The organism is Ruegeria sp. YTSA226 (assembly GCF_059609905.1).
This window is the reverse complement of record NZ_JBXWMQ010000022.1, coordinates 46,522-61,225: the sequence shown is the minus strand read 5'-3', so window position 1 is coordinate 61,225 and position 14,704 is coordinate 46,522. Positions and strand designations below refer to the sequence as shown.

The window sequence follows — 14,704 nt, the reverse complement described above, 5'->3', positions numbered from 1 at the left end:
ACAGGTGCCCGAAGGTCTTCCTCTCAGCAATCGCCATCGCAGCTCTCGTCATCTATTGGCTATGAGTCCTGACCCTAAGGTCCAAACTTGGCATTACCAATGGTAATAAGGATCGGTTCGAGGAGGGGCCGGGTTTAACTCCTGCTTTCCGTATCCCAAGGAATTCCGCTAGTGTCGGCACCGACCTGATATGAGTGATGCCGCCACATGATCGAAATCCGCGACCTGCAACTGCTCAGCGCTTTGGCGCGGCACCGGCATTTTGCAAAGGCAGCCGAGGAATGCGGGATTTCCCAGCCTGCGTTTTCTATGCGTATTCGCAACCTAGAGGATCGGTTGGGCGTGTCCATCGTCCGCCGCGCCAACCGGTTTCAGGGCCTGACCGAAGAGGGCGAGATGATCGTCCAGCGGGCGCGGCGCATTCTGGACGACACCAAGGCCTTGGAACAGCAGGTGCAGGCGGCAAAGGGGGAAATCACGGGGACTCTGATACTGGGCGTGATCCCGACTGCAATCGCCTTTACGGGCCGGTTGATCAAGCGTCTACAGCAGGCGCATCCGCGCATCATCACTCGGATCGAAACGATGTCGGCTACGGCCATTCAACATCGGCTGGACGAAGGCAGTCTGGATGCGGGCATCACATATGGCGACAGTATCGGCACCGATTTGCGGCAGGTACAGTCGCTGTATGAAGAAACCTATGTCCTGTTGATCCCGTCTCACATGACAGACGAAACGGGGCCAATTCCCTGGGCGCGGGTCGCCGAATTTCCGGTCAGCCTGCTTGAACCGCAGATGCAGAACCGCCGCATATTAGACCGGATTTTCGCAGAACAGGGCCTGCATCCTCATGTGGTCGCGGAAACCAGCGGGTTCACTGCCTCAATGGTCATGGCGCGTGAGGGATTGGCGGCCACCGTGGTGCCACGCGTGTTAGTACGGGCGTTGGGGGATCTGAAGGGAACAAAGGTTCTGCCTTTGGTCGATCCGGTGGTCAGCAAACCTATCTGTCTGGCGACCCTGACACGCGATCCGGAACTGCCAACGGTTGGAGCGTTGCGCGCGGTGGTGACGTCTTTGCGGTGATAAGGTGTCATTATCGTGCGATTGAAATATGCGATTTGACGATATGCTAGTCTGATGAGACACGGGGCCTGAATCGGAGGGCATCATGGCACCATTAGATACCAAGCCATCAGGCGCGCCAAAGGGCGTCTGGAAGTCAGGTAAAGGCAAGGGGCGGCACACACCCAAAGGCCGTCAGTTCACGGATGAGGCACAGGCCGAGATCACGCGCCTGCTGGGCGATCGTCCCCGCCGTCGCGACCTTTTGATCGAATTTCTGCATCTAATTCAGGACGAACACGGCCATATCAGCGCCGATCATATTGCTGCGCTTGCCGTCGAGATGCGGATTGGTCAGGCCGAGATATATGAGACCGCCACCTTCTATGCCCATTTCGATGTGGTGAAAGAGGATGAAACCCCGCCGCCCGCGCTGACCATCCGCGTCTGCGATTCCCTGTCCTGCGAAATGGCCGGTGCCCAGCAGTTGCAAAAGGCGTTGGAAGACGGTCTTGATCCTTCCAACGTCCGTGTCCTGCGTGCGCCTTGCATGGGTCGTTGCGATACTGCGCCTGTGCTGGAGATCGGGCATAACCATATCGACCATGCCACCCCTGAAAAGGTGCAGGCGGCGATTGCTGCGGATGATACCCACGCCCATCTGCCCGCCTATGAAACCTTTGCGGCATATGAAGCAAACGGCGGCTATGCAAAGCTGAAAGAGCTGCGCGAGAGCGGTGATTGGGAGAAAGTACAGGAAGACATCCTGTCCTCGGGCTTGCGCGGTCTGGGTGGAGCTGGCTTCCCGTCCGGCAAGAAATGGGGCTTCGTTCGCATGAACGAAGGCACCCGTTATCTGGCCGTGAATGGCGATGAAGGCGAGCCTGGCACGTTCAAAGATCGCTACTACCTTGAACGCACGCCGCATGTCTTCCTTGAAGGCATGCTGATAGCTGCCTGGGCGGTAGAGGCCGAGACCTGCTTTATCTACATGCGCGATGAATATCCGGCGGTGCAGGAAATTCTACGCCGCGAGATTGCCGCTCTGGAACAGGCTGGCCTGGTTGAAAAGGGATATATCGATCTGCGCCGGGGCGCCGGTGCCTATATATGCGGCGAAGAATCCGCGATGATCGAGTCGATCGAAGGCAAGAAAGGCTTGCCGCGTCACCGGCCTCCGTTTGTGGCGCAGGTTGGGGTCTTTAACCGTCCGACCTTGGTGCACAATGTCGAGACGCTCTATTGGGTGTCGAAAATTTGCCGCGAGGGGCCGGAATGCCTCAACAGCACGGAAAAGAATGGGCGCACGGGTCTGCGCAGCTATTCGGTCTCGGGCCGGGTGGCGCAGCCGGGCGTCTATCTACTGCCTGCGGGATCGACCATATTGGATGTGATTGATGCCGCTGGTGGCATGGCCGAGGGTCACGTTTTCAAAGCCTATCAACCGGGCGGGCCGTCTTCGGGCCTGTTGCCCGCGTCAATCGACGACGTGCCGCTGGATTTCGACACGCTGCAACCTCTGGGTACGTTTATCGGGTCGGCCGCCGTGGTGGTGCTGTCCGGTCAGGACACTGCCCGCGACGCCGCGCTGAACATGTTGCGGTTTTTCGAGGATGAAAGCTGTGGCCAGTGCACGCCCTGCCGGGCGGGCTGTGAAAAGGCGGTCAAGCTGATGCAGGCGGAAAAATGGGATCAGGATCTGCTGGAAGATCTGTGCCAGGTCATGGGCGATGCCTCGATCTGCGGACTGGGGCAGGCGGCCCCGAACCCGATCCGCCTGGTCATGAAACATTTCGCTGACGAAATCTGAGGGAGACAGAGCCATGCTTGATGCAAGCCCAACCAAGACCGTCACCTTCAATCTGAACGGCGATGACGTCACCGTCCCCGAGGGCTGGACCATCTGGGAAGCCGCCAAGGGGCAGGGGTTCACCATTCCGCACCTGTGTCATAAGCCGCAGCCGGGCTACAAACCCGACGGCAATTGCCGCGCCTGCATGGTCGAGGTGGAAGGCGAGCGCACTCTTGTCGCTTCGTGCATTCGCCCTGCGGCGGACGGCATGGTGGTGAAAACCGACAGCGACCGTGCCGAGAAATCACGCGCAATGGTCATGGAACTCCTGGTCGCCGACCAACCCAAAGAGGCGCACGATAAATCCAGCCATTTCTGGGACATGGCCGAACTGAACGATGTCAGCGACAGCCGGTTCCCGGCCAAAGAGGTCGAGAAAATCCCGTTGCTGGATGACAGCCATATCGCGATGCGGGTTAATCTGGATGCTTGCATCAACTGCAACCTCTGCGTCCGGGCCTGCCGGGATGTGCAGGTCAATGATGTGATCGGGATGGCCGGGCGCGGTCACACCGCGCAGGTGGTGTTCGATCAGAACGACCCGATGGGCGATTCAACTTGTGTGGCCTGTGGTGAATGCGTTCAGGCCTGTCCGACCGGTGCCCTGATGCCTGCCACAGTGCTGGACGATCAGCAGCAGGGAGACAGCAAGGATTACGATAGCGAAACTGAAAGCGTCTGCCCGTTCTGTGGCGTCGGCTGCAAGGTCTCGCTGAAGGTCAAGGACGGCAAGGTCAAGTATGTCGAGGGCATCAACGGCCCGGCCAACGAAGGCCGCTTGTGCGTCAAAGGCCGCTTTGGTTTCGACTATATCCACCATCCCCACCGCCTGACCAAGCCGCTGATCCGGCGCGAGGATGCGCCTGCCAAGGGGTTGAACGTCGATCCGTCAGACTTGTCGACCCATTTCCGCGAAGCGAGCTGGGAAGAGGCGATGGAACTGGCGGCAACCAAGCTGAAAGCGCTGCGTGATGAAGATCCGCGCAACGTCGCTGGCTTTGGTTCGGCCAAATGCACCAACGAAGAAGCCTATCTGTTCCAGAAATTCATTCGTCAGGGCTTCAAGCACAACAACGTCGACCACTGCACCCGTCTGTGCCATGCCTCGTCCGTGGCGGCGCTGATCGAGAACGTGGGCTCGGGCGCGGTGACCGCGACCTTTAACGAGGTTGAAAACTCGGACGTGGTTATCATCATCGGCGCCAACCCGATTGAAAACCACCCCGTGGCGGCAACCTACTTCAAGCAGTTCACCAAGCGCGGTGGCAAGCTGATCGTGATGGACCCGCGCGGCGTCGGTATGCGCAAGTTCGCGAACGAGATGCTGCAATTCCGTCCGGGGGCTGATGTCTCGATGCTAAACGCGATCATGAACGTGATCGTCGAAGAGGAACTGTACGACAGCCAGTACATCCACCGCTGGACCGAGAACTGGGAAGCCGAAAAAGAGCATCTGCGCGCCTACACGCCCGAGGCAATGGCGCCCATTTGTGGAATTGAGCCAGATCAGCTGCGTCGTGTTGCGCGTACCTTCGCGCAGGCCAAGGCTGGTCTGATCTTCTGGGGTATGGGCGTCAGTCAGCACATCCACGGCACGGATAACTCACGATGCCTGATCTCGCTGGCATTGATGACCGGCAATGTTGGTAAACCCGGCGCAGGTCTGCACCCGCTGCGTGGCCAGAACAACGTGCAGGGCGCGTCTGACGCGGGTCTAATCCCGATGTTCCTGCCGGATTATCAGTCGGTTATGGATGACGGCATTCGGGCACAGTTCAGCTCGGTCTGGGGATCTGAGGATTTCTCGAACGAAAAAGGCCTGACCGTCACTGAAATCATCGATCAAGCATATGCGGGTAATATCAAGGGCATGTATATTCAGGGTGAAAACCCAGCCATGTCCGACCCCGATGTAGGCCACGCGCGGGACGCACTGGCCAAGCTGGAGTTGATGATCGTGCAGGACATCTTCCTGACCGAAACGGCGAACTACGCCGACATCATCCTACCTGCCTCGGCGCTGTATGAAAAGAACGGCACCGTGTCGAACACCAACCGTCAGGTTCAGCGTGTGCGTCCGGCTGTGGCACCTCCGGGTGAGGCGCGTGAGGACTGGAAAATCACCGTTGAGCTTGCGCAACGCATCGGGCTGAACTGGGATTACACCGATGTTAGCCAGGTGTTTGATGAGATGAAGCTGACCATGGCGTCGCTCGACAACATCACCTGGGAGCGGCTGGAGACCGAAACAATCACCTACCCGTCGCTGTCTGAGACCGATCCGGGCCAAGCGATTGTGTTTGGTGATGGCTTCCCTCGTGCCGATGGGCGGGCCAAGTTCACTCCTGCCAGTGTGATCCAGCCGGATGAAGCGCCGGATGAGGAGTATCCGATGATCGCCACCACGGGTCGTCAGCTTGAACATTGGCACACAGGGTCAATGACCCGCCGGGCCACGGTGCTGGATGCGGTTGAACCAGAGGCCAACTGTTCGATGAACCCACGTCAGCTAAAGCTGATGGGAATCGAACCGGGCGAGACCATTCGCCTGACCACCCGTCGCGGCTCGATCGAGATCATGGTGCGTGCCGACCGGGCGATTGCAGAGGACATGGTGTTCATCCCCTTTGCCTATGTTGAGGCGGCAGCGAATATCCTGACCAACTCGGCCATCGACCCTTATGGTAAAATCCCTGAGTTCAAATTCTCGGCCATTCGCGTTGAAAAGATCGAAGGCGTAATCGCGGCTGAGTAAGAGTGTCGGAGTAGAGTTTTTGAGGGCGGCCTTGCGAGGCCGCCCTTTTAAGTTTCCGCGACGTCAATGCGGAAATAGGCATTTCCCACTCAGCTTTGCGCCATTTGCGCCATATTTCTCTGGTTTCAGCAATTTTAAACCTAAGAAAACGCCACCAAAGCGCCCATTTTGCGGTCGTGAGGTTAGGTCTTGATTGGGTTTGGAAACGAAATTGGGGAACCGATTGCGCAGGGCCCGAACCTGTGGGCAGTCGGGCCTAGGCGCCGAAGCCGAAATAGATGGTAGTAGTGCGATCAGAGCAACAAGGGCTGAATGAAACCGCAAGACGTGTATAACGATTTGAAACAGGCTGAGCTTTCGTTTGTCGTATTGCCGGGTATGTCGGTTGATGCGATCCTGAGCGAAGTCCTTAGTTTTTTCCTGTCCAGAAACTTCCTGATGTTTCTGCCCGCTTTGATGCTGTTACTCCTTGGTGCGACGCCGTCATTGTTTGCTGAACCGCTAAACGGGCTGGGGCGCACGATCTATTGGATGTGCGGATTGCTGGGGTATATGGGTTCTGTGGTGCTGATGTTGCTTTTTGAGGCATTCTGCAGCCGATATCTGGGCATCAAACGGTTTTTCACCCCGCTGACATGTTTTCCCATTGCGTATGGGGCGATGAAGTTTGCCCAATTCGCAACGACAATGGTTTTCAGTACATTTCTGTCTTTCAGCTTTGAAAACTCGCCGCTTTTGCTGCCTCAGTACTTTCTCGTCGTTGGAATTGAAGTGATCGTAATCGTTTGGGTTTTTCCACCTTATCTGGCCCGCCTGCGCGCCGGCGATCCGCAACCCGAGGACGAGCCGGATAGCAGAGTGGAATCCCGTGTTCCTGTGGCCAATGGTTTAGTGTCCGCCAATGGGCAAAATTTTTTGGCCAAGGACATTTTGTTCGTTCAGGCTCAGCAGCACTATGTCACCCTGCGTGTAGATGAAAAAGAAGTGCTGGTGCGTTCAACGTTCAAAGGCATCCTATCGCAAATGCCAGAATGCTATGGCCTACAGGTGCATCGGTCCTTTTGGGTTGCTAATCGGTGTGTGGATATTGCTAAAAGCCTGAATGAAGTCGGATATCTGGTTCTGGGCTGCGGCAAAAAGATCGCGATCGCCCGTAGCCGGCACGGCGCCGTGCGTGATTGGCTGTCCGAGATGGCGTCAGCGGAAAGCCCGGCAACAGTTAAAGCTTCACAACAACAAACCTGACATCGTTCGGCGGAAACATCCGGCTTATCGGTTCGTTTAGATAATCCACCTTCCCATCGCTGCTGGGTACAGAATACGCAGTGGATGGGAAGGTGGGCAGTTCAATATTTTTAGTAATGAAAAGATTTGAATTTTGATCTTTTGCTTTCCCCGATTTTGAGTTTTTCCCCCTCTATAATCAGGTCGTACTGGTCAACAAGTCACTCGATAAAGACGCCGCAAAACCAGGCGCTGCCTTCTTTTCCTGCATGGGCACGGATCTGGCAATGAAATTGGTACGAAACGTCAAAAATTCGAAACGAACGGCAATGAAAATTCGTGTCGCACGAAATGAATAGAGCGACTTGTGCATTCGCTGTCATGTTAAGAAATTGATAGTAAAGGGGTTAATGAAATTCCCTGCCTTCCTGTGATTTGGCCCGAAACTGTTGTCACAGATGCAGAGTTTCGCGCAGGATTAGTAGTCGCGCTCGAAAAAGACACCCAATCCCGTTTCCCCCCGCCCGTCAACGGTTCCGCGCATTGTGATATTATCGGTGACGTCCAGATTGAGGTTCACTTCGGTATTTCCTTCGGTGTTCACGTTGAAATCGGTATAGAGATTGTCACCCAGATACGCCCCGGCGCCCAAAATTCCGCCGCTTGACGTTGCTCCGATATCGACTGTGTCGACACCGGTCGACTCCCTCAGACCCTTGGTCGCATCCCCTCCTGCACCGCTGAGCTGCGCCAGCGAAGCCGCCATCTGGGCAATGACAAAGGGCGACAGCTCAGAGAAACGGTTGCCAAACAACAGCATGGCCAGCGCCTCTTCTGCTGGCCGTTCCGGATCCGAGAACACGTTGACCTCGGGGGCGTCCAGCGGCCCGGCGATTTCGATTGTAGCGGTCCCGTCCGAGGTGCTGTTTGATGATTCAAATTCGATATAGGGTGTCAAGTCGCCTTGTAGGGTCACGATCCCTTTTGTCAGGGCCAGCCTGCGGCCCAGAATGTCGAAATTGCCTCGGATTAGAGCGATCTGGCCCGAAGGAATGATCGAGGTTGTTGTTCCGCCTATGTACAGCTGTCCGCCGAGTTCGGCATTCACGCCTCGACCTCGGACAAACACGGCCTTGGGGGCGAGCAGAGCGATGTCCAGCGCAATACGGGAATCGCTTTGGGTGGCATCGTCCTGTTTTACCAAACGGGCACGTTCCCGAGTCCGATAGCTGGTCGCGTTTTCGTTGATATGTTCGATCTCTGGTATGGGTGCAGCGCCGACCGCACCCGAGGCGGCGGCGAGGTTAATATTGGTTTCCTCGAATGTAATTTGCCCGACTATTGTGCTGTTGCCGGCCAAAGCTCCGGTCATTGCGATTTGCCCGTTCAGGATCGTCTCGTACAAAAGCTGATCCGTCAGCACGAGACGATTGAGCGTGGTCGTAATTTGCGCATTGAACGGAGGCGTCAGGTCAATCGGGCCCGCGACGGTGAAATTACCCCCGGCGCGGGTTCCACCATTTAGGGAGATGTTGGCGCGGTTGTTGGCCAACTCGACCGCGCCGCTGATGCCGGTAATGGTCTGACCGGCACCCGGTATCGCCAACGAGGTTCCAGAGGTCGTGATCGACCCGCTGAGCGCCTCAAGCGAGGGTTGGCCATTCAAGCTAAGGTCGTACCGCGCAGTCCCGTCGATTTGGTTGGGGGTGATGAACAGGTTTGCGATACCGATATTAACCCCGCCTTGCGCCTGCAGATCGGCGTTTCCTGTGGTTTCATCGAACGTGCCCGAGATTTCGCCGGTGATCTGTGCCGGACCCTGCGCCGAAGAGTTGATGGTCCAGACGCCTGCCTTGCGCTTTGCGGTCCCATTGGCGGTGATTGTACCTGGAAAGTCTGGGGCGAAACGCTCGACCTTGTTTAGCTCGGCGTCAAAGTCCAAGTCTGCCGATCCGTCAGAGCCGACCGACCCCGTCAGCGACGCGTATGAACTGTCCGGCCCACGCAAGCTGACTCTTCCTTCAAGGCCCGAAGCTGTTGGCGCGGCGTTGCCTTCCAGCGTCAGTGGTCCTGACAACGTCTTGGAAATCCGCGCCAGATCGTCCAGCTCTACCGAATAGCTCAGCCCTCCGGTCTCTTTGCTGACCTGACCCGAAGCGTCTGCGGTCAAGGCCGTGCCCCGCAGTTTGAAGTTTTGGACATTCAGACCCTGATCACTGTTCTCGGCATCGACACGCAGCGTCGTTCGACCTTCGATCAGTTTGTCGACGAGACTGATGCCAATCTGGACGTCCTGCGCATCGACATCGCCGGCTATGTCGAAGGTTTGGCTGGACAAAGCTCCGTTGCCATTGATATCCGCGGTAACCGACCCGGCAAGATCCCGGCCCGCGAGATCCGAAAATAGCGAAAGATCAGGGACAGTCACCTGTGCCTGACCATCAAGAACTAGATTGCCGGTTGGGTCATTGATTGACGCGCTTACTTGTGCTGTCACGGCCCGTCCGTTGATGGTGGCTTTGCGTATGTCGATAAGGTCTCCCGTTTTCGCACCATCCCAGGTGATCACGGTTTTGCCTGCAAGCAGAGGATCGACTTCTGACATACCTGTCTGCAGATCCTGCGTCGTAATGCTGGCCGTGCCATCAAACTCTTGCGTCTGCAGGGTGCCTTTGCCGTCCATTTGTGCGCTGAGCGACCCGCCAAGCTGCCGCTGGGCCAGCCCGGAAAAGACCGAGAGGTCGGGCGCGTTGAGGCTGGCCTGACCGTCGATTGTCAGATTGCCATCAGGCGTGGTCACTTCGCCACTGGCCTGTGCCTGCGCGGCCTGACCGTTCAGTTTGAACTCGCGTATGGATATTCCATCCGCCCCACGACGAGCATCCAGAGCGATGGTGGTCTGGCCGGTGATTACGGGGTCGATATCGTCGCGACCGGTCGATAGGTTGTTGCCCTGAACAACCACTTTGCCATCAAAGCTGCCCTCAAGCGGAGAGCCCTTGCCCTGAACCTCTGCCGACGCCGACCCTGCCAGTTCCAACTGGGCAAGGCCAGAGAACCGGGACAGGTCGGTAGCGTCCAGCGTAGCCTTGCCATCAACAGCCAATCCGCTGGTCAATCCACTGATCAGCGTGTCCAGCGCCAGAGTGTAATCCGACCCGACCAGTTCGAAACCGGACAATGTCAGCGACTGGTCATCACCATACTCAAACTGCCCGTCCAGCGTGATGCGATCTCCGACGGCTGTATTCTGGTTCGGATCGGTCAGATCAATGCCCGTGACGCTGGCTTGCAGATCGCCGTTTACTGTAAATCCAAGGGTCTGATCGAGCACGCCTTGCGCGATAATTTGCATGCTCTCAAGTTCGGCTTGGGGGGATTTGAACTTATCTGCTGTCAGGCTAAGATCCCAGAGATTGCCGTTTTTCTGATCAAACAAGGTCGAGATATGCGCGGACTTGATTGTTTTGTCACCACCGCCAACCGGAAGCGTGACCGCCTGTCCCTGCGGCGGGGTAATGCGTCCCTGCAAGGCGGCAAACTGCAATGTGCCACCTTCGGCAAGGGCCAACTTCCCTTCAAGGTTCAGGGCTTGCGTTGCAAGCTGAAGATCGGACAGGTCCAGCGCCCCTTCGGGCAGGGTCTGGCCCTGCACGAACAGCCGCGAGTCCGTCCCGAAAAACGGGTCGATTGCAGGGCCGACGAAGGGTGTCAGGTCTCCGTTCAGATCGGCGGTAAATGCTATGCCTTCCGCAGTGTCGTCAGGGGCCGAACCAAGCCGAACCTGCCCAGCCAGACGCTGCTGCCCGTCACTGCTCAGCCCGATATCGGCGGTGAAATCCGTCAGCGGTCCGGCACCTTTTGCCGTCAGCTCGATCGTTGGGCTGTCGGGAATGTTCAAAGCGGTCGAAATAAGCCCGCCGGATGCCTCGGCCACGTTCAGGTCCAGATTGATCTCGCTTGTCGAGTTGTCAAACCCGGCGGTCAATGTGATCTCATCTCCGGCACGGTCCAGCCGCACCACGTCGAGATTGGTGTCCAGCGTTCCATCAGCAAGCGACAGATTTCCGGTGACGGATAAGTCGGCGGCCACCCCAATCAGCGGCTGCCCCAGCGACAACTGATCCACGCGGATTTCGCCGATTTCAACTGCGACAGGCAGCTCGGGCAGCTGGAATGTCTGGGTTTCCGCAGAAGGAGGAGGGGCATCTTTGGTTGTGGCGCCCGGCGCACGGGCTACGTCGATCTCTTGCGCTGTCAGCGCATTGACCGAGAACCGCCCACGTATCAGGGCCAGTCTGTTCCAATCCAGTTCGGCATCTTTGATGGTCAGCCAGACGCCCTCATCATCCGATACGGTGATCTCTGCGATTGTGGCCCGTGCGCTCAGCGCGCCTTGCAAGCCTTTGACGGTCACGTTCTGATCATCACCGGACAGGGTATCCTGCAGAAACTGCTCTAGCATACTGCCGCCTTCGTCCTGCGCCAGAACGGGGTACGGCACCCACAGCAGAACAGCAGCCAAAACTGGATATGAGAAACGATGTGTCAAAATGCCTGACCAATTCCGATGTAAAACTGCAGACCATCTCCGGTGTCGCCCTGAACGGGAAGGGCCAAATCAAGACGCAGGGGGCCAAAGCCGCCAAGGTCGTATCTGATACCAAGCCCGGCGCCGGAATGGCTCTCTGCAGCGCTGCTGACAAAAGAGGACGTGTCGACAACACCATAATCATAAAACCCGACCAGCGATATTGTCTCGGTGATTTTGCCGCGAACTTCGCCAGATAGACCGAGGAAAGACTTGCCGCCAGCAACCTCATTGCCAACAGGGATGCCGAGGCTCTCATAGGGCTGACCGCGCACAGTGCCCGCACCGCCCGAAAAGAACAGGAAATCGGGTGTGACCCCGTCCAAGGCGGGTCCTACAATCGACCCAATCTGGACCCGTCCGGCCAGCACGAGACGACCTTGCGTCCGCAGACTGGTATAGGCACGCGCGTCCGCAAACATCCTGAGGCCTGTTTCTGTGTCGGACAGGCCGACAAATGGCATCACACGGGCATCCAGGTAATAGCCGCTGGTGGCGCTGACCTTGCTGTCCCTCTCATCCCATTCCGATCGGAACGGCAGGATGAAATAGCGGAACTTACGCCCGTCGCCATAGGCGTCATCCGCATCCGACCACTGAAACCCGACGGATGCTTCGGCGTATAGGCGGTCTGAAAATGTGCGTCTTGCACCATAGGCCAGTGACGTCACAGTCACGTTGTAATTATCGGTGTTGCGACGTTCCAGAAGGGCGCTCCAGAACGTGCTGTCATCGGGGCCCAGCCGGTCGGGCTGATCCAGCCGCAGCCCGATGCGCCCGTCCAGATCCTCGGCCCCGCCAATATTGCGCAACGATGCCTCAAACCGCAGCCGTTGGGCGCGGCGGAACACGTTGCGATGCGTCCAGGTCGTCGACAGCTCCATCCCATCGCGCGAGGCCACTTCCAAACCGAAGGTCAGGCGGCGTTTGGGCATGTCTTCAAGATAGACATCGAAATCCAGGGAGCCATCAGGGTTGGGAGTGTCGTGCTCTTCGATCGAGACAATATTAAACGTGCCGGTGCGGCGAAGCCGGGTTCCGACCTTTTGCACCTGCTGGGGGGAATACACCTCTCCGGTTGGGAAGCCGGCGATTTGTTCGACGGACCTGTGGCGAACATCGCTGTCGCCTTTGATGTACATTTTTCCAAAGCTCAGACGCGGTCCCGGGGCGAGGTCAATGCGGGAATCCAGCTTTGCCTGGGCGTGGCGGGCAATGACTTTCTGGCCGCTGACCTCGGCCTTGGCATGACCAGCGTCACGCCATCCCTGCACGCCTGCTGACGCGGCTTGCTGAATGGCGCCGGTGGTGGCCAGTTTGCCCGACGCATAGTCTTCGGGAAGAACCGTTTCGGTCGCGATTGGCCGGACCACCGCCTGGCCAAATGTGAAGGTTGGGCCGGTTTTAACAGCAATCACGATTTTGTTGATCTGATTGGGCACGTTGAGTGAACTGAGTTCCGCCGCCTCTTTCCCGTCCAGTTTAATGCTGACGACGGGACTGAAATAGCCTTCGTCATAGAGGATCTGAACAATGGTGGTATAGTCCGACAGGGCCGCTGACAAAAGTTCAAGCGGCGTGTCCAGCCCGCGGGATTCTGCGGTTGTCACCGATGCGGTATCTTCGATCCGTTCAACCAGCGCTTTCGGAGCGCCCGGTGCCGTGAGGACGGTTTCCAATGCGGCCAGCGATGTGGGCAATGTGGCGACGACTATTCCGAACAGACAATTTCTCACAAAGCTGCATTGTCTTATTCGCTGCATCTATTGGCTCCAGCTGCCCCAACTAGAAATTAATTTCGGCGCCTTTTCGGATGTGGCGGCCCCTTAAGGATAGTTAGAACATCTGTAATCGTGTAGGGGAAGCGTTTATCGTTTGGCCAAGAAAATTAACGGAACAAGTGATGGCTCAGTGCCAGTTCAAAGGCCAGCATTGCGGAACCAGCGAATGATCGCCGCGCGATCTTCCGGTTCCATATAGGTGACATTTGCGGGTGGCATGGCGTGACTGACACCGGCCTGCAGGTAAATCTGTTTCGCATTGCGGGCGATGTCACCTTGGGTTTCCAGAAGAATGCCCTTTGGCGCCCACAGGATGCCGTCCCAAACCGGTTCGCGCGCATGGCACATGGAACAGCGCCCCAGAACGACATCATGTGCCTGTTCGAACCCGTCTGCTTCAGCGTATTTCTGCTCAAAAGCGGTGAGCGGCTGCGCCTCGGCCTCCTCCAGAGGTTTGTACATAGGCGCGGTGGACAGCCACATGATGGCGATGAATAGCAGAGCGGTCACCAGCCACGTCCAGGTCGGATCACCGGCGCGGGCGTGGCGTGTATTGAAGTAGTGACGGATTGTGACACCCATCAGAAATACCAGCGCCGCAATGATCCAGTTGTATTGGGTGGCAAAGGCCAGCGGGTAGTGGTTCGAAAGCATCAGGAAAACCACAGGCAAGGTCAGATAGTTGTTATGAGTCGAACGCAACTTGGCGATCTTGCCGTATTTCGGGTCCGGGGTGCGGCCATTCTTAAGGTCGTCTACGACGATGCGCTGGTTCGGCATGATGATGAAGAATACATTCGCTGTCATGATCGTGGCGGTGAATGCGCCCAGATGCAGCATCATCGCGCGCCCGGTGAATATCTGGTTGTACCCCCAGCCCATCACCACCAGCAGGACAAACAGCAGCACCATCAGTAATGTTGGGCGCTCACCCAGACCGGATTTGCACAGGAAGTCGTAGATAAGCCAGCCCATAGTCAACGAGGCAGCCGAGATCAGAATGCCCTGCCACAGCGCCAGATCGGCCTTTTGGGCATCAATCAGATAAAGCTCTCCACCAACCCAGTAGACGATCATCAACAGCGCAGCTCCGCTAAGCCAGGTGGCATAGCTTTCCCATTTGAACCAGGTCAGATGATCCGGCATCCGCTCGGGTGCGACGAGGTATTTCTGAATATGGTAAAAGCCGCCGCCATGTACCTGCCATTCTTCCCCGTCGGCGGGGCCGGGGATATCCCGGTTCAGGCCAAGGTCCAGAGCGATGAAGTAAAAGGATGATCCGATCCAGGCGATAGCAGTGATTACGTGCAGCCAGCGCACAGCAAATGCCATCCAATCCCAGAACACGGCGAATTCAAACATGAGAGTTCTCTCCAGTAGGTTATAGTCACCCTAGGCAAACTGGCTTTTCTTCGGTATTCCCGTATATTGTC

General features: G+C 57.2%; 7 protein-coding genes. 4 read left to right on the top strand and 3 right to left on the bottom strand.

Translation table 11 applies throughout. The features are described from left to right. Positions 1–207 precede the first annotated feature (207 nt). From AC2FFF_RS18840 to AC2FFF_RS18825, 4 genes are all read left to right on the top strand, one after another. Entirely contained in the window at positions 208–1,089 is an 882-nt protein-coding gene (locus AC2FFF_RS18840) for a LysR family transcriptional regulator (RefSeq protein ID WP_142640095.1), read from the top strand. A gap of 85 nt (positions 1,090–1,174) precedes the next feature. Next, the gene (locus tag AC2FFF_RS18835) at positions 1,175–2,878 is read left to right on the top strand and encodes an NAD(P)H-dependent oxidoreductase subunit E (protein ID WP_281973837.1); all 1,704 of its coding nucleotides are present in this window, start codon (positions 1,175–1,177) and stop codon (positions 2,876–2,878) included. Positions 2,879–2,891: 13 nt separating this feature from the next. Further along, entirely contained in the window at positions 2,892–5,675 is a 2,784-nt protein-coding gene (gene fdhF, locus AC2FFF_RS18830) for a formate dehydrogenase subunit alpha (protein WP_281973836.1), read from the top strand. A 312-nt stretch (positions 5,676–5,987) separates the two neighbouring features. Further along, the gene (locus AC2FFF_RS18825; protein WP_281973835.1) at positions 5,988–6,920 is read left to right on the top strand and encodes a LytTR family DNA-binding domain-containing protein; all 933 of its coding nucleotides are present in this window, start codon (positions 5,988–5,990) and stop codon (positions 6,918–6,920) included. A gap of 457 nt (positions 6,921–7,377) precedes the next feature. On the opposite strand, the gene AC2FFF_RS18820 is transcribed toward AC2FFF_RS18825, so the two are convergent. From AC2FFF_RS18820 to AC2FFF_RS18810, 3 genes are all read right to left on the bottom strand, one after another. Beyond that, positions 7,378–11,451 carry a translocation/assembly module TamB domain-containing protein gene (locus tag AC2FFF_RS18820; protein ID WP_281973834.1) on the bottom strand — a complete coding sequence of 1,358 codons (4,074 nt, stop codon included), beginning with the start codon at positions 11,449–11,451 and terminating at the stop codon, positions 7,378–7,380. Beyond that, positions 11,448–13,253, bottom strand: a complete 1,806-nt coding sequence (locus AC2FFF_RS18815; protein WP_281973833.1) for an autotransporter assembly complex protein TamA — start codon at positions 13,251–13,253, stop codon at positions 11,448–11,450. The genes AC2FFF_RS18820 and AC2FFF_RS18815 overlap by 4 nt, the downstream gene beginning before the upstream one ends. Positions 13,254–13,409: 156 nt before the next feature. After that, positions 13,410–14,633 carry a urate hydroxylase PuuD gene (locus AC2FFF_RS18810; RefSeq protein ID WP_281973832.1) on the bottom strand — a complete coding sequence of 408 codons (1,224 nt, stop codon included), beginning with the start codon at positions 14,631–14,633 and terminating at the stop codon, positions 13,410–13,412. Between the last annotated feature and the right edge of the window lie 71 nt (positions 14,634–14,704).

Excerpts from the sequence above, each read along its gene's own strand:
- AC2FFF_RS18815 (WP_281973833.1), bottom strand. The coding sequence starts at position 13,253 with ATGCAGCGAATAAGACAATGCAGCTTTGTGAGAAATTGTCTGTTCGGA.
- AC2FFF_RS18810 (WP_281973832.1), bottom strand. The coding sequence starts at position 14,633 with ATGTTTGAATTCGCCGTGTTCTGGGATTGGATGGCATTTGCTGTGCGC.
- AC2FFF_RS18840 (WP_142640095.1), top strand. The coding sequence starts at position 208 with ATGATCGAAATCCGCGACCTGCAACTGCTCAGCGCTTTGGCGCGGCAC.
- fdhF (WP_281973836.1), top strand. The coding sequence starts at position 2,892 with ATGCTTGATGCAAGCCCAACCAAGACCGTCACCTTCAATCTGAACGGC.
- AC2FFF_RS18825 (WP_281973835.1), top strand. The coding sequence starts at position 5,988 with ATGAAACCGCAAGACGTGTATAACGATTTGAAACAGGCTGAGCTTTCG.
- AC2FFF_RS18835 (WP_281973837.1), top strand. The coding sequence starts at position 1,175 with ATGGCACCATTAGATACCAAGCCATCAGGCGCGCCAAAGGGCGTCTGG.